At 60.9% G+C, this 23494-nt stretch carries 18 protein-coding genes; 13 read left to right on the forward strand and 5 right to left on the reverse strand.

What is annotated here, in order from left to right:
* Positions 1-135: 135 nt before the first annotated feature.
* Genes ribA through ACM6IR_RS27205 form a run of 3 tightly spaced genes read left to right on the forward strand, consistent with a single transcriptional unit; the run spans position 136 to position 1969 of the window.
* The gene (gene ribA / locus ACM6IR_RS27195) at positions 136-753 is read left to right on the forward strand and encodes a GTP cyclohydrolase II (RefSeq protein ID WP_150630340.1); all 618 of its coding nucleotides are present in this window, start codon (positions 136-138) and stop codon (positions 751-753) included.
* Positions 750-1169: an MFS transporter gene (locus ACM6IR_RS27200; RefSeq protein WP_414910550.1), complete on the forward strand. Its 420-nt coding sequence runs from the start codon at positions 750-752 to the stop codon at positions 1167-1169. The genes ribA and ACM6IR_RS27200 overlap by 4 nt, the downstream gene beginning before the upstream one ends.
* Complete coding sequence (locus ACM6IR_RS27205) at positions 1169-1969, forward strand: cobalamin-binding protein (protein WP_414910551.1); 801 nt, start codon at positions 1169-1171, stop codon at positions 1967-1969. Before ACM6IR_RS27200 ends, ACM6IR_RS27205 begins: the two co-directional genes overlap by 1 nt.
* A 120-nt stretch (positions 1970-2089) precedes the next feature.
* Here the strand turns inward: ACM6IR_RS27205 and ACM6IR_RS27210 are convergent, their stop codons facing one another.
* The 5 genes from ACM6IR_RS27210 to ACM6IR_RS27230 all read right to left on the reverse strand — a co-directional run bounded on the left by ACM6IR_RS27210 (position 2090) and on the right by ACM6IR_RS27230 (position 7943).
* Positions 2090-3973 (reverse strand): TonB-dependent receptor domain-containing protein, encoded by a 1884-nt coding sequence (locus ACM6IR_RS27210; RefSeq protein WP_414910552.1) that lies wholly within the window; start codon positions 3971-3973, stop codon positions 2090-2092.
* A gap of 142 nt (positions 3974-4115) precedes the next feature.
* Positions 4116-6014 carry a 1-deoxy-D-xylulose-5-phosphate synthase gene (dxs, locus tag ACM6IR_RS27215; RefSeq protein ID WP_414910553.1) on the reverse strand — a complete coding sequence of 633 codons (1899 nt, stop codon included), beginning with the start codon at positions 6012-6014 and terminating at the stop codon, positions 4116-4118.
* Between the two features lie 92 nt (positions 6015-6106).
* Entirely contained in the window at positions 6107-6994 is an 888-nt protein-coding gene (locus tag ACM6IR_RS27220) for a polyprenyl synthetase family protein (protein ID WP_414910554.1), read from the reverse strand.
* Positions 6991-7233, reverse strand: a complete 243-nt coding sequence (locus ACM6IR_RS27225; protein WP_007894317.1) for an exodeoxyribonuclease VII small subunit — start codon at positions 7231-7233, stop codon at positions 6991-6993. The genes ACM6IR_RS27220 and ACM6IR_RS27225 overlap by 4 nt, the downstream gene beginning before the upstream one ends.
* 260 nt (positions 7234-7493) lie before the next feature.
* Positions 7494-7943 carry a DUF3828 domain-containing protein gene (locus ACM6IR_RS27230; protein WP_414910555.1) on the reverse strand — a complete coding sequence of 150 codons (450 nt, stop codon included), beginning with the start codon at positions 7941-7943 and terminating at the stop codon, positions 7494-7496.
* Positions 7944-8500: 557 nt separating this feature from the next.
* Between ACM6IR_RS27230 and bcsE the strand changes: the two genes are divergently transcribed.
* From bcsE to ACM6IR_RS27280, 10 genes are all read left to right on the forward strand, one after another.
* Positions 8501-10042, forward strand: a complete 1542-nt coding sequence (gene bcsE, locus ACM6IR_RS27235) for a cellulose biosynthesis protein BcsE (protein WP_414910556.1) — start codon at positions 8501-8503, stop codon at positions 10040-10042.
* Positions 10039-10230, forward strand: a complete 192-nt coding sequence (gene bcsF, locus ACM6IR_RS27240; RefSeq protein WP_414910557.1) for a cellulose biosynthesis protein BcsF — start codon at positions 10039-10041, stop codon at positions 10228-10230. Before bcsE ends, bcsF begins: the two co-directional genes overlap by 4 nt.
* Positions 10217-11845 carry a cellulose biosynthesis protein BcsG gene (bcsG, locus tag ACM6IR_RS27245; RefSeq protein WP_414910558.1) on the forward strand — a complete coding sequence of 543 codons (1629 nt, stop codon included), beginning with the start codon at positions 10217-10219 and terminating at the stop codon, positions 11843-11845. Before bcsF ends, bcsG begins: the two co-directional genes overlap by 14 nt.
* Positions 11815-12057: a cellulose biosynthesis protein BcsR gene (gene bcsR, locus ACM6IR_RS27250; protein WP_414910559.1), complete on the forward strand. Its 243-nt coding sequence runs from the start codon at positions 11815-11817 to the stop codon at positions 12055-12057. Before bcsG ends, bcsR begins: the two co-directional genes overlap by 31 nt.
* A complete protein-coding gene (gene bcsQ / locus ACM6IR_RS27255) occupies positions 12054-12776 on the forward strand; it encodes a cellulose biosynthesis protein BcsQ (protein ID WP_414910560.1) in 723 nt (240 codons plus the stop codon). The genes bcsR and bcsQ overlap by 4 nt, the downstream gene beginning before the upstream one ends.
* Complete coding sequence (bcsA, locus tag ACM6IR_RS27260; RefSeq protein ID WP_414910561.1) at positions 12773-15367, forward strand: UDP-forming cellulose synthase catalytic subunit; 2595 nt, start codon at positions 12773-12775, stop codon at positions 15365-15367. The genes bcsQ and bcsA overlap by 4 nt, the downstream gene beginning before the upstream one ends.
* Entirely contained in the window at positions 15364-17658 is a 2295-nt protein-coding gene (gene bcsB, locus ACM6IR_RS27265) for a cellulose biosynthesis cyclic di-GMP-binding regulatory protein BcsB (protein WP_414910562.1), read from the forward strand. Before bcsA ends, bcsB begins: the two co-directional genes overlap by 4 nt.
* A 4-nt stretch (positions 17659-17662) precedes the next feature.
* The gene (gene bcsZ / locus ACM6IR_RS27270; RefSeq protein WP_414910563.1) at positions 17663-18778 is read left to right on the forward strand and encodes a cellulose synthase complex periplasmic endoglucanase BcsZ; all 1116 of its coding nucleotides are present in this window, start codon (positions 17663-17665) and stop codon (positions 18776-18778) included.
* Positions 18766-22242 carry a cellulose synthase complex outer membrane protein BcsC gene (bcsC, locus tag ACM6IR_RS27275; protein WP_414910564.1) on the forward strand — a complete coding sequence of 1159 codons (3477 nt, stop codon included), beginning with the start codon at positions 18766-18768 and terminating at the stop codon, positions 22240-22242. Before bcsZ ends, bcsC begins: the two co-directional genes overlap by 13 nt.
* Positions 22243-22700: 458 nt before the next feature.
* Positions 22701-23492, forward strand: coding sequence for a YfaP family protein (locus ACM6IR_RS27280; protein ID WP_414910565.1), 792 nt, complete (start codon positions 22701-22703; stop codon positions 23490-23492).
* Positions 23493-23494 lie beyond the last annotated feature (2 nt).

Genomic DNA, 23494 nt, shown 5'->3' on the forward strand with positions numbered 1-23494 from the left:
AGACTGGGGGTTGGGCAACAGTGATCTAACTTTTTGATCGTTATGCCCCATAATTCAGCCTAAGCGTCTGTAGGAACGTGCTGTTACAATGCCGCGTCTGCGAATCTCCAGTACTTATTGATCAGGAGCACACCGGTGCCTGTCGTTTTTGTCGCCGCTTCCAAGCTGCCAACGCCTTTTGCGCAATTCACCATGCACGGCTTTCTCGATGAAGAAAACGGGCGTGAGCACGTTGTACTGAGCCTGGGTGAGTTCGGCGATGGTGCTCCGGTGCTCGGCCGGTTGCATTCCGAATGCCTGACCGGCGACGCCTTGTTCAGTCAGCGTTGCGACTGCGGCTCGCAACTTGAGGCCGCCTTGCAGGCCATCGCCCGCGAAGGTCGTGGCGTGTTGCTCTACCTGCGTCAGGAAGGCCGTGGCATTGGCCTGCTGAACAAGATCCGCGCCTATGAATTGCAGGACGGCGGCGCCGACACCGTTGAAGCCAACGAGCGTCTGGGCTTTGCCGCCGATCAGCGCGACTACGCCATGTGCCTGCCGATGCTTGAGCATCTGGGCGTGAAATCCCTGCGCCTGATGACCAACAACCCACGCAAGGTCAAAGCCTTGACCGACATGGGCATCGTGGTCGCCGAGCGCGTGCCGCTGCACACCGGCCACAACCCGCACAACAAACTCTATCTGGCGACCAAGGCCAGCAAGCTCGACCACATGATGGGTAACGAGCACCAGGGCGAGGTAGACCGGGCGTGACCCGCGGTCAAGTGCGGCGACGACTGTCGGTCAACTGGTGGCAATACCTGGCGCTGGCCTTGTTGCCGCTGTTTGTGATCAACGGCGTATTTGGCCAGAGCGAGGCGTTTCTGCCGGTGCTGGCGATGCCGTTGTTCATCGCGGGTGTGGCCTCAATGTTTGTCAGCCTGAAATTTTTTGGCGGCTACAAACACGCGCTGATCGCCACCCAGAAAGCGCTTGATACCCCTGAAGAACCCGCCGCCTGGATTACGCTGGCCAGTAAGCGTCGCACCGCGTTCCTCGCTGCCGCGTTGCCAGCCTGGATCGGGGCATTGGCAGTCTTTGTCGGTCTTGAAGCCGTGCCACTGGTGCTGCTGTCGCTGTCGACTACTGTGCTGTTCTACCTCTACCGTATCCCGCGTCAACTCGGCTGATGCGCCCCGTTTGGCTGGCGGGTTTGCTGCTGGCCGTCAGCGGCTCGGCCTTGGCGGTTGAACGTGTCGTCAGCCTCGCGCCGTCTCTGTCTGAAATCGTTGTCGAACTGGGTTCAGCCGACCTGCTGGTGGGCGTGCTGGATGCCGGTGAGCGTCCTGCCGCGCTCAGTGAGCTTCCCTCGGTTGGCCGCTACGGTCAGTTGGACATGGAACGGTTGCTCAGCTTGAAGCCCGATTTACTGCTGCTCTGGCCCGGCAGCGTTGGCCCGGCGCAACGTGACCAGCTCAAGCGATTGAACATTCCCACCTACGTTGCCGAACCCGGCAACCTCGAACAACTCACTGTGCAGATTGAGGCCATTGCCACGCAGCTCGGGCGACCCGAACGTGGCGTGTCATTGGCAGCGCAGCTGCGGCATCGACTCGAATCACTGCGCCAGCGCTATCGTCGGGATGAGCCGGTACGGGTGTTTTATCAGGTTTGGGATCGGCCGCTGTACACCGTCGGTGGCGGACAGATCATCAGCGACGCGCTCGACGTGTGCGGCGCGCGCAATGTATTTGCCGACCTGACGTTGCCGGCGCCGCAGGTCAGCGTTGAGGCGGTCTTGCAGCGCAATCCCGAGCTCATCCTGGCCAGTGATCAGGCGCAGCTTGATGCCTGGAAGGCCTGGCCGCAGGTCACTGCGGTGGCGCAAGGGCAATTGTTGTTGGTGACAGACAAAGGCCTGGAGCGGCCGAGTGGGCAGATGATCGAAGCCACGGCCACGTTGTGCCACGTCATCGCGCCCAGTCGTTGAGACCGAGGTGTGGCCATCGCGAGCAAGCTCGCTCCCACAGGGTATTCGTGCCGCTCATAGATCCAATGTGGGAGCGAGCTTGCTCGCGATGAGGCCGTCCCAAACACTACAAATCTCAGGTCAGAGCTCCGGCGTCCAGGTCACCCCAAACATCCACGCCCGACCTTCCTCTCGATATCCATACTGACTGCCTTCATGGCTATACAACGCCCGGCTGTAGCCTTTATCCAACAGGTTGTCGAGCTTCAGCTCAAGCTTGATTTCACGGTTGAGCTCCCAGCTACTGCGCAACCCCAACAAGGCGTAGCCAGCCAATGACTGTTGATTGTTCAAGTCGTCATAACTGCTGCTGACCGCTTGCCAACTGGCGCCGAGGCCCAGGCGATCAAACTGTCGATCCAGATCCAGGCTTAGTGTCCGCCGTGCACGACGGGCGAGGGTATGGCCGGTATCGAGATCACGCGGGTCGATGATCGCTATGCCAAGGTTACTCTGCCAGCCGAACAACTCCTGCTTCAACGCTGCTTCGAAACCATTGATGCGTGCCGACGCCACGTTCTGCGGGCGGGAGTTGCTGCCGAAAATAATCGCGTCTTCCAGGTTCGTGCGATACAGCGACGTTTCCAGTCGGCTGCTGTCAGTCAACTGACTGCGCCATTGCAGCTCGTAGCTTTTCGAGGTTTCAGGCTTGAGGTCCGGGTTACTGAAATCCGGGTAGTACAGGTCGTTGAAAATCGGCGCTCGGAAGCCTTCGCTGTACGTCAGCAATACATCGTTGTCCGGGTTCAACGGCAGGGTAAAGGTGCCGCTCCAGCTGTTCTGGCCGCCAAACTGCTGGTTCTGGTCGCGGCGCAGGCCCAGTTCTGTGGAGAAGCTGTCCGCCTGGTAGCGATGCTGAACAAACACCGCGCGGTTCCAGCGACTGTCCTCGTCAAACGGCGTGCTGCTGTTGATTCGGTCTTCGTACCAATCGCCGCCAAGCAGCAGGCTATTGCGCGCATTGAGCGTCAGGTCGTTCTGCCAGTTCACCGAGTCGCGGTACGTGTTGAACACGCTGCGTTCGTCGCTGAGTTTGTCGAGGGTCTTTTCGCGGTTTTCGCTGTGGCCGAATTCGACACGGGTTTTCCAGAGGTCATTCACCCGTGCATCGACGTAGCTGCTGGCGCTGCTCACATCGAATTCGCTGTAAGGCTGTTGCTGGACCGACTCGAACGTGTCTGGGTCGAAGCGGCCGAACGGATTGTCGAACGCGCTTTTGCCGCGGTTATCCAGTAGGTTGGCGCCGATTTCGATGTCATCGGTGAGGGCGTGGCTCAGGCTGACACTCAACGATTTGTTGCGGTACTCGTCGTGATCGCCGTCGCTTGGGTACGACTCATGAGTGCGATTGATGCCAGCGGTTTCATCGAGGCTGGTGCCGAGGTTGAAGCGGGTTTTATCGTCGCCACCGGACAATCCGAGGCTGCGCTCCCAGGTCTGATTGCTGCCAAAACCCACGTGCATTCGCGAATGCAGGCCTGCCTCGTCGCCACGTCGGGTGAAGATCTGGATCACCCCGCCAATTGCATCGCTGCCATAAATCACCGAGCGGGAGCCGCGCAGCACTTCTACGCGCTCGACCTGTTCGATGTTGATGTGTTGCAGGTTGCTGTCGCCGGAGGTCGAGTTGCCGATCCGTTGACCGTCCACCAGCACCAGGCTCTGCGCCGAATTGGTGCCGCGAATATAAATCCCGGGCAGGCTGCCGCGCCCGCCGGTTTGTGCGACTTGCACGCCCGGCACCCGCCGCAACAAATCCGTGACGCTGTTCGGTTGCAGGCGATCGATGTCGTTGCGGGTGAACACGGTGTTGGCGGCGCTGCTGTCATTGCGTGCTTCGACCTGGCGGTTGGCGCTGATCAGCACGTCGGGCAGTTTCAGGGCCTGGTCGCGTTCGAAGGTGTCGGCCAGGAGCTGACCGGCTGGCAGCAGGGTCAGCGTCAGGGCGAGAGGGGAGAGTTTCATCGGGCAGTCCGCGAACACAATTTGAAGGGCACAAAAACTACTGTGGGAGCGAGCCTGCTCGCGAAGACGGTGTGTCAGTCAACGACGATGTTGACTGTCAGTCCGCTATCGCGAGCAGGCTCGCTCCCACAGGGTGTTGCGTTTAGATGTTCAGCAGTTGCAGGCGTTGGCGAACCGAAGCCTCGATCCCGGCCTCGTCCAGTCCACACTCGGCGAGCATTTGCGCAGGCTTGGCGTGCTCGACGTAAATATCCGGCAAGCCCAGGTGCATCACCGACTTGAGGATGTTCTCGCGGGCGAGGAACTCGCTGACCGCGCCACCGGCGCCGCCCATGATTGCGTTCTCTTCGATGGTCACCAATAGCTCGTGGTTGCCGGCGATTTCACGAACCAGTGCTTCATCAAGCGGTTTGACGAAGCGCATGTCGACCACGGTGGCATCCAGCGTCTCGGCGACTTTCAGCGCCTCGGCCAGTTGCACACCGAATACCAGCAGGGCGACTTTGCTGCCCTGGCGGCGAATCACGCCTTTACCTATTTCGATCGGTTGCAGGTCTTTCTCGATCGTTGCGTTCGGGCCGGTGCCGCGCGGATAGCGCACTGCCGCCGGGCCGTTATACAGGTGACCGGTGGTGAGCATCTTGCGCAGTTCGTTTTCGTCGCTCGGGGTCATCACCAGCATGCCGGGGATGCACCGCAGGAAGGACAGGTCGAAGCTGCCCGCGTGCGTCGGGCCGTCTTCGCCCACCAGACCGGCGCGGTCGATGGCGAACAGCACGTCGAGGTTTTGCACCGCCACATCATGCACAAGCTGGTCGTAACCGCGTTGCAGGAACGTCGAGTAGATCGCCACCACCGGTTTCGCGCCTTCGCAGGCCATGCCGGCAGCGAAGGTCACCGCGTGTTGCTCGGCAATCGCTACGTCAAAATAGCGCAGCGGGAAACGCTCGCTGAAGGCCACCAGATCGGAGCCTTCTTTCATCGCCGGAGTGATCCCGACCAGGCGCGGATCAGCGGCGGCCATGTCACACAACCATTCGCCGAACACACCGGAATACTTTGGCCCACCGGCTTTCTTCGGCGCGGCGGCCGGAGCGTCCAGCGGTTCGAGTTTGGTGATGGCGTGGTAACCGATCGGGTCGACTTCCGCCGGGGCGAAGCCTTTGCCTTTCTTGGTGACGATATGCAGGAACTGCGGGCCTTTCAGATCGCGCATGTTGCGCAGGGTGGCGATCAGCGTCGGTAAGTCATGGCCATCGATCGGGCCGATGTAATTCCAGCCCAACTCTTCGAACAGCGTGCCGGGAACCAGCATGCCTTTTGCGTATTCTTCGGTGCGACGGGCAATTTCCCAGGCGCCTGGCAGGCGCGACAGGACCTTTTTGCTGCCTTCGCGCATGCTCGCGTAGGTGCGGCTGGAAAGGATTTTCGCCAGGTAGTTCGACAGCCCGCCGACGTTGTGCGAGATCGACATGTCATTGTCGTTGAGGATCACCAGCATGTTGGCGTTCACTTCCGGCGCGTGGTTCAGCGCCTCGAACGCCATGCCGGCGGTCAGCGCGCCGTCGCCAATCACCGCGATGGCCTTGCGATCACTGTTCTGCAGGCGGGAGGCAATCGCCATGCCCAGCGCGGCGCTGATCGATGTGCTGGAATGACCGACGCCAAAGGTGTCGTACTCGCTCTCGGAACGACGCGGGAAGGCAGCAACGCCGTCCTTCTGGCGCAGGGTGCTCATGCGCGCGCGACGGCCGGTGAGGATTTTGTGCGGATAGGCCTGATGACCCACGTCCCACACCAGCCGGTCGTCCGGGGTGTCGAAGACGTAATGCAACGCGATGGTCAGCTCGATGACGCCCAGGCCGGCACCGAAATGCCCGCCGGTCTGACCGACCGTGTAGAGCAACTCCAGGCGCAACTCATCGGCCAGGGTTTCCAGCTCGGCTTCGCCTAACCGGCGCAGGCCGTCCGGCGTGTTGGCACGGTCGAGCAGGGGCGTGGTCGGGCGCTTGCGGGGAATCTCATGAAACGTCGTGGGCATCAGGCGAATCGTTATAGGTATAAAAGATGCGGCAGTTTACCTGATGCATCGCCCCCTGCCCACGCGTTGGTTTTAAGTTGGCTGATACGCCGTCAGCTACGGCGTTCGACGATATAACGGGCGAGATCGCGCAAGGGCTCCGCTGCCGCGTCAAACGGTCGCAGCGCATGCAGGGCCTGATCGCGCAGTTCCAAAGCGTAAGCCTTGGCCGCGTCGAGGCCGAGCAGGGCCGGGTAAGTCGGCTTGTCGCGAGCGATATCGGCGCCCTGGCGCTTACCGAGCGTCTCGGTATCGCTCTCAACGTCGAGAATATCGTCCTGCACCTGAAACGCCAGACCAATGGCCTGTGCATACATCTGCAAAGACTTCAGCTCGTCTTTGTCGGCACGGCCGCTGGCCAATGCGCCGAGTTTGACGCTGACCTCAATCAGCGCGCCGGTCTTGTGCCGATGCATGGTTTCCAGGGCTTTCTGATCGAGCTTCAGCCCCACGGAGCCAAGGTCAATGGCTTGCCCGCCGACCATGCCGGCCGGCCCCGCCGCCAACGCCAGCGCGCTAACCATCTGCAGACGGATTTCAGCGTCCGACAAACTGAAGCGCGGGTCGAGGAGGGCGCTGAAAGCCAGGCTCTGCAAGCCGTCACCGGCCAGAATTGCGCAGGCTTCATCGTATTTCTTGTGCGTTGTCGGCTGGCCGCGACGCAGATCGTCATCGTCCATCGCTGGCAAATCGTCGTGCACCAGGGAGTAAGCGTGAATCAGCTCCACCGCGCAGGCGGCGCCGTTAGCTTGTTCAGCCTTGCCACCCAGCGCTTCGCACGCCGCATAGGCCAGCAGCGGGCGCACACGCTTGCCGCCGTTCATCACGCTGTAGCGCATGGCTTCATACAGCCGCGCCAGCTCAGGGCTCGGTGCGTTGAACAGGGTTTCCAGGGCCGCGTTGACCCGGGCCTGGCTGATCGCCGAATACGCTGCAATCATTCTGGCTGATCCGCGTCGAAGGGTTCCTCGGCCAGCTCGCCATCACGCTCAAGCAGCACTTGAACCTTCTGCTCGGCCTGGGCCAGCGCCGCCTGGCAATCGCGGGTCAGACCGATGCCTTGCTCGAAAGCCGTCAGCGAGTCTTCCAGCGACAATTCGCCGTTCTCCAGTCGCTCCACCAGCGTTTGCAGGTCAGCGAGAGATTGTTCGAAATCCAGTGCAGCTTTTTTGCGGGCCATGGCGGCTATTTCCGGTTGACGTTAAACCGGCGCGACACTAGCAGACATAGGGGGGTGGGGCAAATGGAGGGGGCTTGTTTCCATCGGGTCAGGTCCCGTTGCTGTCCAAATAATTGACCTGATATCGGGTGCTGCGGTCAGCTCCAGACAGCCAGGCGGTATCCGGCTCTTTTTGTCGGCCGAATGTGTGAGCTATTCGGCTCACCGTCCAGTAACTCGTCAGTGCGCCCAGCGATTCAGAAGAAACGGCCGGCCATCCATCAGTCACTCTGATCCGCTGTGGACAGCACCTCATTGATCTTCCAGCAGTCATTGTTCTTGACCAGCAGCACATCAACGATCTGCGTCGTATCGGGTGTATTGCCCAACGTGACCTGCTCCCTGGCAGAGGCTCCCTGCGTAAGCGGCTCACTTACCTTGATTTGGGTGAGCCATTCTTCCATATAGTCTTGAGCCTTGATGAAATAGTCCTCTTCCAGCCCATCCGGGCTGGCTATCTGCTTTTTGATCTTGCCGATCAGATCGTCCGAAACGTACTGCTTCATCTGCGCAATATCATCGGTCAGCGGGTCTTTTTCATCGCTGAAGCTTTGCAGGTACCAGTTATAGAACGCTTCGGCCGCGGGTTTGGGAGAGCTGGCGCAGTCGGCGAAAGCAGCGGTGTGATGAAAAACCACGGCGGCGAGCAGCAGGGGGAGCAATTTTTTCATGGTTGTGACCTTGCAGAGGCGATGGTTTCGGGCGATGCGCAGGGCAGCCGTCGAGCCTGTTCAGGCACCCGATAGGTTGGGCGTTTTGGGGACGGGCGGTCAAGGGACCGCTCATGGACTGACACGGGGACAATCCACTGCCGCGTGTTGACATTGGGCTGACTTTTCGATCGTCAATAAAATGGCGCAATATTAAATATTACCGTTTGTCCGCAATGTTGGGTTTTGGCGATAACAAATTATTGACACTGGCAGTCCGACATCATCACAATTGCGCGCCGTTGCCGAGGTCGTAAGAGAGTCTGGGAATGGTGATCGGCGGAGAAAGTAATGTCTGGTCTTTTTCCCGCTGGTCAATATTGCTTTGAAAGGCCGCTCCCTCAGCATCACAGGGGCTGCCTGGCAGTGCGACATCCTGTTTTTGCTGACTAAGTCTGACACTGAGCCTGGCTCCGAGTGTTTGTATCAGTCGTCAACAATATGACTCCCTTGCAAGGCTATACCAGAGGGGAGGTGTTGATCGTGCCGCATCCGGTTCGCAGGGAAGGGAGCTACATTTGAGTCAGGTCACCTTAGCCATCCGCCATTTGCGTGATGAGCAGGTTCTGTTGCGTGAAGGCGGGCTTTATTGGGTGGCCGTGGATCAGGCGAGCGATTCTGCCGCGCTGGTGGTCCAGTGTCTGGCAGCGATGCCGGCCAATGCGCGAGCGACGTTGGTGTGCTGCGGGCATTCGAGTCAGGACCTGGCCCAGAAACTGGCGGCAGATACCGGTCCCGGTCACCTGAAGCTGTTCGATGTCGAGAGCGCCGACATCGGCCTGACCCTCAAATCGCTGGTCGGCGAGCTGACCCGTGCTGCTCCGATTGCCGGCAGCACCATTGTGCTGATGCTACCGGACAGCGCATGGCAGAGCGACGTCGCGCCAGCGCTGCGGCATTGCTGCCAGTCCCTCCGGCAATGGCTGGGCGGGCGCCGATGCACCCTGTTGGTGGTCAGCCATGGCCAGACGCCTCAACTGCATGAGCATTTGTTGCGGCTCAACGATACGCTCTCCGGGCTTGCTCAACTCTATCGCCGTGATGGTGGTATTCGCTATCAATTGCACTACTGGCACAGCGAACTGGGTGTGTGCAGCGGGCAGGAGTTCGAGCTTGAGTTGCGGGCGGACGGTTTTGCGCTCTCGGTCAATGAACAGGCCAATGTGCAACTGACTCACACCGATGACCAGCGTATCTACCTGACCCAGCGTTCGGTGCTTGAAGGCTCGCCGCCATTATCGGATCAGTGGCGGTTGTTCGAGAACCGCGAGGATTTGCTCCAGCAAGCCAGCGGCGCTCGTGCAGCCAGCATCATCATGGCCATCGACACCAACCTGCAGGTCGAAGAGCTGGCCCGTCAGATTCACGCCCTGCGCGAGCGCTGCGGCATTGCGCTGAAGATCATCGTGCGCGAGATGGAGCCCTGCCTGCGTTATCGGGACGAGCGTTTGCTGGTGTCCTGCGGTGCCAACATCACCGTGCCCTATGGGACGACGCTGGCGCACTTCTTCAGCATCATCGACAGTGCTCAGGGCCAGACCTGGCGCCGGAGCCGCACCACCGACTTCCAATCGCTATTCGAACGACTGCGGCCGCCCACCGAACGTGGTCTGTTAACGCCCCGGGAATTCATCAGCACGGTGGAGCGCGTCTACAATGGTGCCTCTGGCGAAATCAGCCACCAACTGCTCAAACTGATCCCGCGCGGTGGTCTGGAAATCGAGCAGTACCTGAATCAAATCGGCTTACGTCGTTTCGGTGACGTTGCCTGCGTGGTCAACGGTGCTTTTTATCTGTTCCTGTTTGCCTGTCGCGCGGACGGGCTGGAACCCGCATTGGGGAATATATGCCGGCTGGCCTGGCGGGATCTCTTCAGCAACTTCGAGATTTTCCCCGGTGTTGACGCGTTGCCGCGCGAGGACTTCCTCACGGCGGCCTTGCTGCCTCCCACGTTCGTTCTGGCAGAAGAACGCATGGCCGGTAGCTCCTCCGAAGCTGCCGGGCGCGCCGCCTATTCGCCTCGACGCACCACACTACCCGTTACGGACCCCTGTTCATGAGTTATTCCGAGCTGATCCAGGTGATTGGCCTCAGTAGCCTGCTGACCCTGGCACTGGTCGTGGTACTGATCAGGTTTGGTCGCCATTTTCTTTCCGTCGTGCAGGGCCTCTTGCCTCCGCGTTACCTCAAATCCCGTGGTGTGCGTCGTCGCGCTCCTGACCAAGGCGAGCCCCATGAGCCGGTATGAAGTCATTAGCCCGGCGTCAGTACGCGTCTGGCCGGGCCTGGGTCCCTGGAATCTGTATTTCATCCTCAAGTTCGCACTGTTGTGGGCGGGTTACCTTAACCTGCAGATAGTGCCTAACCTGGTGTTCGCTGCGGCGTTGCTGCTGCCGTTGCCGCATCGTTATCTGCGTATCCTGCGCACAGTCATCGCGATCCCCGTGGGTGCTGCGCTGTTTTATCAGGACACCTGGTTCCCCCCCTTCAGCCGCTTGCTGGCCCAGCCGGGTGTGCTGGATTTCTCCGGCGCATACGTGGTCGAGCTGGTGGGTCGTTTCATCGACTGGAACCTGTGTGCGCTGCTGGCTGTGCTGGTGGTGGTTTATGCCTTCGTCCGGCACTGGCTGCGCCTGACCACCCTGAGCGTGTTGGGTTTGGCCTGGCTGGCCAGCGCCAATGTGCTGTCCCTGCACTCTGACAGCGAGCCGGTTGCGGCGCCAGCCAGTAGCACCTCCGTGGCTGCGGTGAGCACGGCCGTCCCGGACAGCGCGACACTGGAAGCCTACCTGCAAAAATTCTATAGCACTGAGGCCGGGCGTCAGGTGGAGTTCAAGCCTGCGACTTCTGCTGCGCAGCCTTTCGACCTGTTGCTGATCAATATCTGTTCCATGGCCTGGGATGATCTGGAAGCCGTGGGCCTGCGTGATAACGCGCTGTTCCAGCAGATGGACGTGGTTTTTGACAGCTTCAACTCGGCCACTTCCTACAGCGGCCCCGCGGCCATCCGCCTGTTGCGCGCCAGTTGTGGGCAGGTTCCGCACAGCAAGCTCTACGGCACAGCCCCGGAGCAGTGCATGTTGATGGACGATCTGAGCAAGCTGGGCTTTTCCAGCGAAGTGATGCTCAACCACACCGGGAAGTTCGAAGGCTTCCTTGACGAAGTCCGCGCCCAAGGTTCATTGCCGGGCCCTGCTGTGAGTACCAGCAAGTTGCCGCGTGCATTGGTGGGCTTCGACGGTTCGCCGATCCTGCGCGATGCTCAGGTGCTGGACACCTGGTGGAAGCACCGCGAAGAAGAAAAGAGCGATCGCGTGGCGCTGTTCTACAACACCACCACGCTGCATGACGGCAACCGTGTGCTGACCGCTGATGGCGGTACCAAAAGCAGCGATTACAAACCGCTTGCCCAGGGGCTGATCGATGATCTCAGTGGCTTCATAAAACAACTGGAGCTCAGTAACCGTCGGGTGGTGGTGGTGATCGTGCCGGAGCATGGCGCGGCGCTGCATGGCGACCGCATGCAGATATCCGGCATGCGCGAGATCCCGAGTCAGTCCATCACTCACGTGCCGGTCGGTATCAAGTTGGTGGGCATGGGGCACAACCCCAATGCCGCCCCCCTGCACGTTACCGAACCGAGCAGTTTTCTGGCCCTGTCGGAGCTCATCAGTCGCCTGTACAGCGCCCAACCCGAGGCGGATGGCCAGGGTCCCAGCTGGCCGGCCCTGCTGAGCAACCTGCCGCAGACGGCGGCAGTCTCTGAAAACTCTGGCACCGTGGTCGTTGACTACGGCGGAAAACCTTACATTCGAATCAAGGAGAAAGCAGGATGGCTGCCCTACCCACAGCGCTTCAAGTGAAGGCCAGGGTGCAGTCGCGTGCGGATCGTGCCGATGACATCGCCCGCCTGAAACTGGAGCTTGAGCTGCCCGAACTGGACTACGTGGACACGTCTGCGCAGATTGAATTGCAAAAGGCCCTGCATCGCTGGCCGCTGCTGGCGGAGATGGAGCGCCTGCAACCGGCGGTCCAGCCGATGACGCATAAGTCCGAAGTGGAGACGCTGCCGTGACCTCCCTTAGTCTGCGTGGTCTGCGTGGCGGTGTCGGCACTAGCTCGCTGCTGGCAGCCACGGGCCATGCATTGCACAGTCTTGGCGAGCGCGTGTTGCTGGTCGACATGTGCCCGGAGAACCTGCTTCGCCTGCACTTCAACGTCAGCGTCAGCGAACCCGGTGGTTGGGCGCGCGCCATGATCGACGGGGAGGGTTGGAACACCCAGGCCTGGACCGTGGAGCCGGGATTAAGCGTGTTGCCTTACGGCCGCCTGAAACTGCAAGAGCAGGATCAAATCGAGCAGCGCCTGCTAAACGAGCCGAGTCTATGGCGCCGTCGACAGGTGAGCCTGGCCGAACACTTTGACTGGATTCTGTTCGATGTGCCCTTGCGACTGCCCGGTCATGCTCGTGTCGGCCCTTGCACGTTGCGCCTGCAGATTGTCGAGGCGGATGCCGCCTGCCATGTGCTGTTGCAGCAGGAAGAAGCCCCCAGCGAGCATCTGCTGATCAACCGCTTCGACCCGGTCAGCCAATTGCAGCGCGACCTGCTGCTGATCTGGCGCAAACAGTATGGTGCCCGCCTGCTGCCACTCAACGTGCATCAGGATGAAGCCATGCGCGAGGCCCAGGCGTTCAAGAAGCCGGTGGGTGCTTATGCCGAAGGCAGTCTGGTTGCCCAGGATGTGCTGAGCCTGGCCACCTGGTGCCTGACCCGACGCTTGGGGACGGTATGATCGCTCGCGTTTTCCCTTATGCTCACCTGCGTCAGCGCTATGACTGTGCGCCGCCCGTTGCGCTGCTGCTGGCGACAATGAGCGCCCTGGCATGGCTGCTGTTGCGTCTGGAGTCACCGAACTGGCGCGCTGTGCTCGATCAGCCAAAGCGCTGGTATCCACAACTGGCCAACAAGGCTCCGAGCCTGGGCGACCCGTTGCGCTATGCGGTGCAAAGCTTCTGGCTGCTGCTGGTTTGCCCGGCCAGGCCGCGGGCGCGGACGCTGTCGACCCCGACCTGGCTCAAAGCCGTCGGGGCGCTGTACCTGCGGCTGTGGGCGTGGATTGGCAAGGTGCTGGAAGAATTACCCCGGCGCGCGGAGGCCAGCGAGCAGATTCGCCAGAGCAGCCATTGGTGGAAAGGCCTGGACCGTCACAACCAACGATTGGTCAACGCGGCCATCGGTGTCGTCGCCTTCATTTTTACGATGCTGTGCATCACCGAGCCCTTCGGCTACGTCGCCCAGCTGGTATTCGTCTTGCTGCTGTGGGGCCTGGCCATGCTGGTGCGGCGGGTTCCGGGACGCTTCCCGACGTTGTTGATGGTGGTGTTGTCGATCATCGTCTCGTGCCGTTACCTGTGGTGGCGCTACACCTCGACCCTGAACTGGAACCAGCCTCTGGACCTGGTGTGCGGGATGATCCTGCTGGTGGCCGAAACTTATTCCTGGGTGGTGCTGATCCTGGGCTACATCCAGACGTGCTGGCCCCTGGGCCGCAAACCGGCGCCGCTGCCGCGCGACACGCGCAAGTGGCCCAGCGTCGACCTGTTGATTCCGACCTACAACGAAGACCTGTCAATCGTGCGGGGTACCGTGTACGCGGCCATGGGCATCGATTGGCCGGCTGACAAGCTGAACATCTGCATTCTCGACGACGGCAGACGCGAGAGTTTCCGCGAGTTCGCCGCCGAAGTAGGGGTGGGCTACATCACTCGCAGCGACAATCGTCACGCCAAGGCCGGTAACCTCAATCACGCGCTGAAGCAACTGAGCGGAGAGCTGGTCGCCATTTTCGACTGTGACCACATACCGGTGCGCTCATTCCTGCAACTGACCACCGGAGGCTTTTTGCGTGATCCAAAACTGGCGCTGGTGCAGACCCCGCACCATTTCCTGTCACCGGACCCCTTCGAGCGCAACCTCAATGTATTCCGCGAGCACCCTAACGAAGGTGAACTGTTCTACGGGTTGATTCAGGACGGCAACGACATGTGGAACGCCGCGTTTTTCTGCGGCTCATGCGCGGTGCTGCGGCGCAGCGCGCTGGACGAGATCGGCGGCTTTGCTGTCGAAACGGTTACTGAAGACGCCCACACGGCACTACGCCTGCACCGCAACGGCTGGAACTCGGCCTATATCAAGGTGCCGCAAGCGGCCGGCCTGGCAACGGAGAGCCTGTCAGCGCACATCGGCCAGCGCATTCGCTGGGCCCGTGGCATGGCGCAGATCTTCCGCACCGACAACCCCTTGCTCGGAAAAGGCCTGACCTTCTTCCAGCGCATCTGCTACGCCAACGCGATGATGCACTTTTTGGCCGGACTGCCGCGCCTGGTGTTTCTGATGGCGCCACTGGCGTTTTTGTTTTTGCATGCCTATATCATCTACGCCCCGGCGCTGATGATCCTGCTGTACGTGCTGCCGCACATGATCCACGCAAGCCTCACCAACTCGCGGATGCAGGGTGCCTATCGTCGGACGTTCTGGGGTGAGGTGTACGAGACCGTACTGGCCTGGTACATCGCGCGCCCCACCACCGTGGCTCTGTTCAACCCCAAGAAAGGCAAGTTCAACGTCACCGCCAAGGGTGGCCTGATGGAGCAGAACCAGTTTGACTGGAAAATCGCCCAGCCGTACTTGCTACTGGCGTTGCTGAACATTGCCGGCCTGGGTTTTGCCGTCTGGCGTCTGATCTGCGGCCCCCGCGACGAGATCGTCACCGTTGTGGTGAGCATTCTCTGGGTGGCCTACAACCTGCTGATCATCGGGGGCGCCATGGCGGTCGCCGCGGAAGTGCGCCAGGTACGCCAGACTCACCGTGTATACGTCAAGTTACCCGCTGCGGTGCGTCTTGAGAGTGGTCACTGTTACCCAGGCATGTTGCAGGACTATTCCGACGGTGGCGCAGGCATCCAGCTCGACACCCCGCTGTCGTTAGCGGTGGGCGGGAGCATCTCGCTGATGATGCAGCGCGGCACCCGTGAATTCCTGTTCCCGGGCTATATCAGTCGCAGCCACAAGAACTTCATCGGCATCAGCTTCACCCGCCTCAATGCACAACAGAAAATCGACTTTGTGCAGTGCACGTTTGCCCGCGCCGACGCCTGGCTCAACTGGGGCGAGAACTTCAGCCCGGATCGCCCGCTGCACAGTTTTGTGGACATTCTCAAACTTGGAGGCACGGGTTACTACCGCCTCTACGAATACCTGCCAGCCTGGATCCGCCGCATCGCCGGCCCACCTTTGCGAATGTTGCGCTGGTTGGTCAGTTTCCTGCCGCGCATGCCTGCGGCTGCCCCAATTCCCAACTCCCCATCAGTGAGCGCACCATGAGCCGCTACTTCAGCAAATCCCTTGTTGCCAGTCTGGCGCTCCTGGCCGCCGGTTGCGCCTTGGCCGCCACCGCACCTGTTCCTGCTCCTGTGTCTGTCGCGCCGGCCGCGATCAGCAACGTGCCGAGCTGGAGCACCGCGTACAGCTTCGAACAGTTGGGCCGTCCCGCCGACAGCCTGTTGCTGGGCATCCACAATAGCGACCAGATCGAATTCAGCCTGCGCCGCGATCGCATCGCCAGTGACGCGAAACTGCAGCTGGAGTACACGCCGTCGCCGTCGCTGCTGCCACAGGTCTCGCATTTACGTGTGTACCTCAACGACGTACTGATGAGCGTTGTGCCGATCGAGAAGGACCAGTTGGGTAAGAGGGTCAACCAATCGGTAGCCCTGGACCCGCGTCTGATTTCGGACTTCAACCGCGTGCGTCTTGAGTTCGTCGGCCACTACACCGATGTCTGTGAAGATCCGGCCAACAGCACGCTGTGGTTGAACGTGGGGCGCAGTAGTCAGATCCAATTGCAGGAGCAGGCACTGACGCTCAAGAACGACCTGGCCTATTTTCCGATGCCTTTCTTCGACATCCGAGGCCAGGACAAGCCGGTCATCAATTTGGTCTTCGCCGATGCGCCGACCCTGGGCGAGCAGCGTGCAGCCGGTATCCTGGCGTCCTATTTCGGCAGCCAGGCTGCTTGGCGCGGTGCACAGTTCCCCGTTCTGTTCGACCAGCTGCCGCCCGCCGATGAACACCATCGCGCCAAGTCGGTCCTTGTCTTCGCCACCAACGATCATCGCCCGTCCTTCCTGGCTGACAAAAACAAGTTCCCGGCAGTGGAAGCGCCTGTTGTACAGATGATCGACAACCCGCAGGATCCGTACAGCAAGATGTTGCTGGTGTTGGGTCGCAACGACGATGACCTGGCTGTGGCAGCCCGCGCCCTGGCCTTGGGCGCAGGCGCGTTCCGTGGCACGCACGTGACTGTCAACAAGGTCGAGCAGCTCAAACCTAGGGTGCCTTATGACGCGCCGAACTGGATGCGCACGGATCGCTCGGTACGTTTCGCCGAGTTGATCAAGTACCCCGAGCAGCTTCAGGCCAACGGTCTGCAGCCACGGTCCATCACGGTGGACGTGAATCTGCCGCCTGACCTGTTCGTCTGGCGTAATCAGGGGATCCCGCTGCAAACCAAGTTTCGTTATACGCCACCGTCGGTCAACGACGAGTCGCGCTTGACCATCAGCCTGAACAACCAGTTCATCACCAGCCTGCCGCTGCAAACCAAGACCGACAGCCATCTGGAAGAGCTGCGCCTGGCGGTGTTGTCCAACGAGTCGGCTAACCTCAGCGACAAGCTGCTGGTACCAGCGCTGAAGATTGGCGACCGTAATACCCTGCGTTTTGACTTCAACTTCGCCAGCACCTTCAGCAGTTCCCAGCGCGACCGTTGCCAGACTTCGCTGCCGGTGAACAACCAGGCGGTGATCGATGAAGAGTCGACCATTGACCTGTCCGGCTACTATCACTACATCGCCATGCCCGACCTGCGTGCCTTTGCCCGAGGCGGCTTTCCATACAGCCGCATGGCTGACCTGTCGGAAACCCTGGTGATGGTCCCGACCCACAGTCGCCCTGTACAACTGAGTGCTGTGTTCGAGACCATTGCTGGAATCTCTGCGCGCTCAGGCCTGCCAGCGTTTGGCCTGCGGCTGTCGGACAACTGGGACGACGCCAGGGCGGATGTCGATCTGCTGGTGTTCGGCGCCATGGCGCCGGGCGTGGGCGATGGTGCCGATGCCAATCTGGTGCTGGACAAGACGCGTGCCTGGCTACTCAAACCGTCCAATGAGCAGAGCGGCAAGTCGGCCCGCGCCGGCCAGCTCAGCGATGAGCGCGACCTGGGTGCCAACCGCGTCGAAGTCAGCGCCCAGGCACCGATCGCCGCCATCGTCGGCTTGCAGTCGCCGTATCACCAACAGCGCAGCATTGTGGCCTTGCTGGCGAGCGATGACGCCGATTACCAGCTGCTGCGCGACACCATGGGCGACACGGGCAAAATAGACGCCGTAACCGGTTCCGTGGCACTCATCCGCAGCAGTGGCGTAGACAGCAGTTGGGTGGGGCAGCAGTACTTTGTCGGCCACCTTCCGTGGTGGCTGCTGCTTTGGTACCAATTGTCCGAGCACCCGATCCTGCTAGCGGTCATCGCCACCATCAGTGTGCTGTTGACGGCGTTCCTGCTGTGGCGCGCACTCCGTTGGGCCGCCCGTCGTCGCCTGGCTGGTCAGGAGTAGTCGGGTGAAAGCTTTCTTCGCGCTGGCCTTGGCCGCGTTCATCGTAGCGCCTGGCTTTGCCGGTGCTACTGAATGCGCTTGGCCGGCCTGGCAGAATTATCGTCAGGCCATGCTCAGCTCGGACGGACGGGTCATTGACCACTCCTCGGAGCAGTTGATCTCCACGTCTGAAGGACAGAGCTACGGGCTGTTTTTCGCCCTGCTGGGCAATGACCGCGACAGCTTCGCCAAAGTGCTGCGCTGGACCCAGGACAACCTGGCGGGCGGAGACCTTAACCGGCAGCTTCCGGCGTGGCAGTGGGGCCGCGACAAAGCCGGCCGCTGGCAGGTACTGGATAGCAACAACGCCACCGACGCCGATTTGTGGATCGCCTATAGCCTGCTGGAAGCCGGGCGTCTGTGGCATCGACCGGATTACCTGGCCTTGGGCCGCAACCTGCTCTGGCGCAGTGCTGCACAAAGCCTGCGCAAGCTACCTGGCCTGGGCCTGATGCTGTTGCCCGGCGACAGCGGATTCGAAAACGCCGAGGGTTGGCGTCTGAATGCCAGTTATCTGCCGCCGCAATTGCTGGCACGATTCGCCCTGGAAGCACCGATCTGGGCGGAGCTGGCCAGCAACACCGAGCGTCTGCTGATCGAAAGTTCGCCCAAGGGCCTGGCATCCGACTGGCAACTGTGGAAAACCGGGCAGGGTTGGGCCGTGGACAGTCAGAAGGGCGCTGTTGGTAGCTATGACGCCATTCGCGTCTACCTCTGGTTGGGCATGCTGGACAAGGATGCGCGGGGGCGCACCGGGTTGATCGAGCACTTCAAACCCATGTTGGACTTGAGTGCACGGCTGGGCCATGTTCCGGAAAAAGTCGACACAACCACCGGCCTCGACAATGGCATCGGCCCGGTCGGCTTCGGCGCTGCATTGCTGCCCTTGCTGGCCACCAGCCCGGACAGAGCGGGCGCCCTCAAGGCTCAGCGCCAACGCCTGCAACAACAGCCGCCCTTGGCGGATGCCTATTACAACCAGTCGTTGATGCTGTTCGGGCAGGGCTGGGACCAACAACGTTATCGCTTCGATAAAAACGGACGCCTCGTGCCAAACTGGACTGCCGCATGTATAAATTGACCGGTTTCGGCCTGCTGTTGAGTGGCGTTTATGGGGTCGCGCTGGGTCAGCCGCTCAGCCCGCCCGACCAGCAGCAATGGCTGCTGGAGCAGGTCCGCATTGGTGAAGCGCTGTACCGCGAAGACCTGGTGCATGACTCGTTGGCGCGCCTGGAGCTGATCGCCCCGGACAATTCGTCGGTGAAAGTCGCTGAAGTCCGCCAGGCACTGCTGCAAAAAAATCAGCCGGAAGCCGAACGCCTGGTCGCCCAGATGCGCCAGCAGGCGCCAGGCACTGCGGCCCTGCGTCAGGCCGAGAGCTTGTTGAAAATGCACAGCGCCGAGGGTCAGAAGAGCCTGCAGGAGGCGCGTCTGCTGGCCGTCGCCGGTCGATCCGAAGACGCCGCCAAGGCCTATCAACAATTGTTCGGCAATGACATGCCGGACTTTGCCACTGCCCTGGAATACCTGAACGTGCGTAGCGGCATCAAGGCTCAGCGCCCGGTCGTGATAGAGCAGTTACGCGAGTTGGACCGGCAGTACCCCGGCAATGCTTCGCTGCGCCAGAGCTTGGCCGGCCTGTTGTTTGCCGAAAAACGTGATCCGGAGGCGCTGGACGTCTTGCATCAATTGGCTGGCGATCCAAACGCCAGCAACAACGCTGCCGAACGCGAATACAACTATTGGCTCAAGCAGCCGGTAGGGCCCGAAACTGCGCAGGGCTGGCGGGCTTTTCTGAAGTTCTACCCCTACACCAGCTTGCACGCTGACGCGACCAGACAGTTGCGAGAGCAAGAGCAATCCCTGGCTGATCCGGCCTGGCAGGCCGGAGTCAAAGGCAAGGCATTGCTCGAAGCCGGCGACAATGTCGGCGCTGAAGCCAGTTTGCTTCGAGCGATCAAGGGTTATCCGCAAGACTCCAGCCTGCTCGGTTCGCTGGGTGTTTCGCTGATGCGCCAGGGTAAGCACGAAGCGGCCTACAACGCTTTCGTCCAAGCCTCGGCCATCGAGCAGGACACCGACTGGATTGCCAAGTGGCAGGATCTCAAGGCTTCCAACTACCAGTGGATGCTGTTGCAAAAGGGTGATGAAGCCCTTGAGCGAAAGGATTATCCCGCCGCGAAAAAATGGTACCGGCAAGCGGACAAAGCCAAGCCGAACGATCCTGCATCGCTGATCGGCCTGTCCTACGCTGCCCGGGGCGAATCCGATGACATCACCGCAGAAGCGCTGTTGGTGCGGGCGCGCAAGCTCGATCCGAACGACGCAAGCGTGGTGCGTGCCATGGTCCGCCTGTACCAGTCGCAATCACCGGAAAAGGCCGAGCATTACCTCGACAGCCTGACGCCCAAGGAGCAGCAAGAGTTCCAAAGCGTGCGTCGGGGGCTGACGCTGGATCGCCTCAACGCGCAGGCCGATGACGCCACCCGACGCAGCGATTGGGCGCAGGTGGCGTCCACCTTGAGCAAGGCTCGAGTACTGGACCCGGACAATCCCTGGCTGGTGTACCGCTTGGCCAATGCCCAGCGCGAACTGGGCCGCAATGCCGAGGCCGATCAAAGCTTCCGCTTGCTGCTACAACGTCAGGGCCAGAACACCGAGGCGCGCTATGCCCACGGCCTGTTTCTGGCCAATGGTGAACGTGACGACGATGCCATGGGCAGTCTGCAACAGATTCCCCGTGCCGCCTGGAGCGACAACATGAACGAGTTGTGGGCACGTCTGCAGCGTCGCCAGTTGCTCGCGAAGGCCCGGACACTGCGCGACGGCGGCCATGAGTCCCAGGCCGAAGCGCTGCTGATGCGCGCACCGACCACTGACGACTACCTGACCCTTGCCGACTGGGCCCAGCAGCGTGGAGACCTGGCGCAGGCCGAAAGCCGCTACCGCAAGGTGCTGGCCAGCGAACCGAAAAATACCGAGGCCCAACTGGGCCTGAGCGAAGTGCTGATCGCCCGTGGTCAACCGAATGCCGCCAAGGCCAGCCTTTTGGTAGTGACTGCGCCAGTACCGGTCGATGCGTCGTTCCAGCGCCGCTTGGCCAATGCCTGGGCGTCGCTGGGCGACAAGACGCGTGCGAACGCGCTGTTCACGCAATTGCTCAAGACTCCGCAAAGTGATCCTCTGGTCTATCGGGATGCGGCGCGTCTGCTGTCCCGAGAAGAGCCGCAGCGGGCTCTGGATGACTATGCGCGCAGCATGGCCGCGGCAAAGATGATTGAGCCGCAACAGGCCGAACCGCGCGACAACCGTGCCATGACCTTGGCCAGCCGTGCCAAGGACAGCGATGGCTGGATGCCGCGCAGCATCCGCAGCGACGTCGACGAGCTGTACCAAAAGCAGAACCCGACGGTGAACCTTTACCATGACCTCGCCTGGCGCACCGACAACAGCTCATCGGGGGTCTCGGACCTGACCACCCAGACCACCATCCTGCGCATCGACGCGCCGGTGGCGCAAGGACAGGGCTTCGTTCAGGCCGAAGACATCAATCTGGATGTCAGCAATTTTTCCAGCACCGACCAGTTCGGCTTGTGCGCGGTGGTGCAGGGTGGCTGTGCCACCGCTTCGCAAAGCGTGCGCGGCAACATGCTGGGCATGGGCTGGCACGATGATCGCTGGGCCTTCGACCTTGGCCATACGCCACAAGAATTCACGGTGTCCAACTGGGTGGGCGGTGTCACCTATAGCGGTGACTGGAGCAGCCTGGGTTACCGCCTCACAGCATCGCGGCGGCCACTGACCAACTCACTGGTGTCGTATGCCGGCGCAGTCGATCCGGTTACCGGAACCCGGTGGGGCGGTGTTACGGCCAACGGCTTCACCCTGGGCCTGAGCCATGACAATGGCGGTGATGATGGCATGTGGGCAAGCCTGAGCAGTCACTGGTTAATAGGCCAGAACGTTGAAAACAACCAGCGCCGCACGGCCATGGGCGGCTATTACTATCGCCTGATGGAGCGCGCCGACGAACGTCTGCGCACTGGCCTGACCCTGATGTACATGGGATACGACAAGGACTTGAGCGAACTCACCCTTGGCGAGGGCGGCTACTACAGCCCGCAGCAGTACTACTCGGTCAGCGTGCCGGTGAACTATGCCTGGCGTAACGCTGACTGGTCGGCCCTGCTCGAAAGCTCGGTAGGCTGGTCGTTCGCGAAAATTGACAGCTCTGACCTCTACCCCAAAAACAACAGCGAAGCAGAACTGCAAAGCCTGCTGGCGCAATCGAATCGAACCCTGGTGGACAACCCGTCCCTGAACAATAGTGGCAGTAGCAGCAACGGCATCAACGTCCGTATCCAGGGCCTTGTGGAGCGTCGCCTTTCCGACAATCTGGTACTGGGTACCGGTATCACCTGGCAACACAGCGAAGGCTACGCCCCGAGCCGGGCCTTACTTTACTTGCGCTACACGTTTGACCCTTGGCAAGGCAACCTGCCGCTACCGGTGGAGCCGATCTCGCCTTATGCGGATATGCGCTAGAGCGCTACAGCAAGTGTTTACCCGCCAGGGCAAGCGGGTCGGGGAGAGCGATTGCGGTGATGTGTAGCAGCTGGCGAAGCCTGCGTTCGGCTCGGGCCGCGATCGGACGCAGCAGTCGCAGAAACGCTTACCGCGGCGTATAGACGCCTCGGCTTGGGCGAGTCCATTCAATTACAAGGTGTGTTTTGGCTTGACTAAGCGGGGTTTGTTACGAAATCCGAATTATTCGGCTCACTTTATGAGCCGAATAAGGTCGCTATTCGGCTCACGCGCCAAAATGTGCGTGATTCCCGCCGCAAATCATGATGTATCCGATTGTTAATAAACCATTGAATAGCTACCCTTCAAGCCATCTACGACCCACCAGACATGGGTCTTTCTAACGAAACGCAGTTTTTGGATCTGTAACGTGCCCAGGATCAGGCGCAAGGTTTCGTTATGCATGGCAGGAGGCTTACATGCGTTCATTTCTTCTATTGCTGATGGGGCTGGTGTGCGCGACCGCTGCCTGGGCCGAACCGACGGCTGAGCTGTCGGAGCCGGTCGGCGGCTGGCGCTATAACGGCCTGCTGGACCGCAGCGAAAACCCTCAAGTCGCCTATCCCACGCCGCCCATCGACCGCGGCGTACAACGCAATCGCACGATGATCGAAGGCCGGCTCAAGGCCATCGGCATGCAGCGCGGGCCGCACACCTTGGCGGTCAACGGCAATCCCCTGAATTTGTACACCGACGATGAAGGGCGGTTCGCCCGGCCGTATGCCTTTGGTGCCGGCTCCAACAGTGTCGAAGTGCGCAGCGCCGAGGGCCAGTCGCTCAAGCGCGTTCAATTCTATGAAGCCAACAACCTGCGCACCCCGGCGCGGATTCGGGTGGTGCTGGGGTGGGACGATCCGAAGGCCGAACTCGACCTGCACATTATTACGCCTGACGGCCAGCATGCGTTTTTTGCCCACACGGCGTTGACCAATGGCGGCGGTCTGGACCCGGACGGTGTTGATGGCCCTGGCCCGGAAATGTTCACCATGACCGCGCCGATGCACGGCACCTATCTGATTTACGTGAACTATTGGGGCAACTTCGGCAGCGAAGGCTATAACTTCGATGAGTCCAGCAACCAGAACGAGGTGATCACCTCGCAGATCAACCTGGTCCTCAACGAAAACACCGTTGACGAAAAGCGCGAGACCTTCATCGTGCCGCTGCGCGCGATCGGCGACCTGTTGCTGGTCAAGACTTTCAACTATTGAAC

Source organism: Pseudomonas sp. IT-P253 (assembly GCF_949768125.1).
GTDB lineage: Bacteria > Pseudomonadota > Gammaproteobacteria > Pseudomonadales > Pseudomonadaceae > Aquipseudomonas.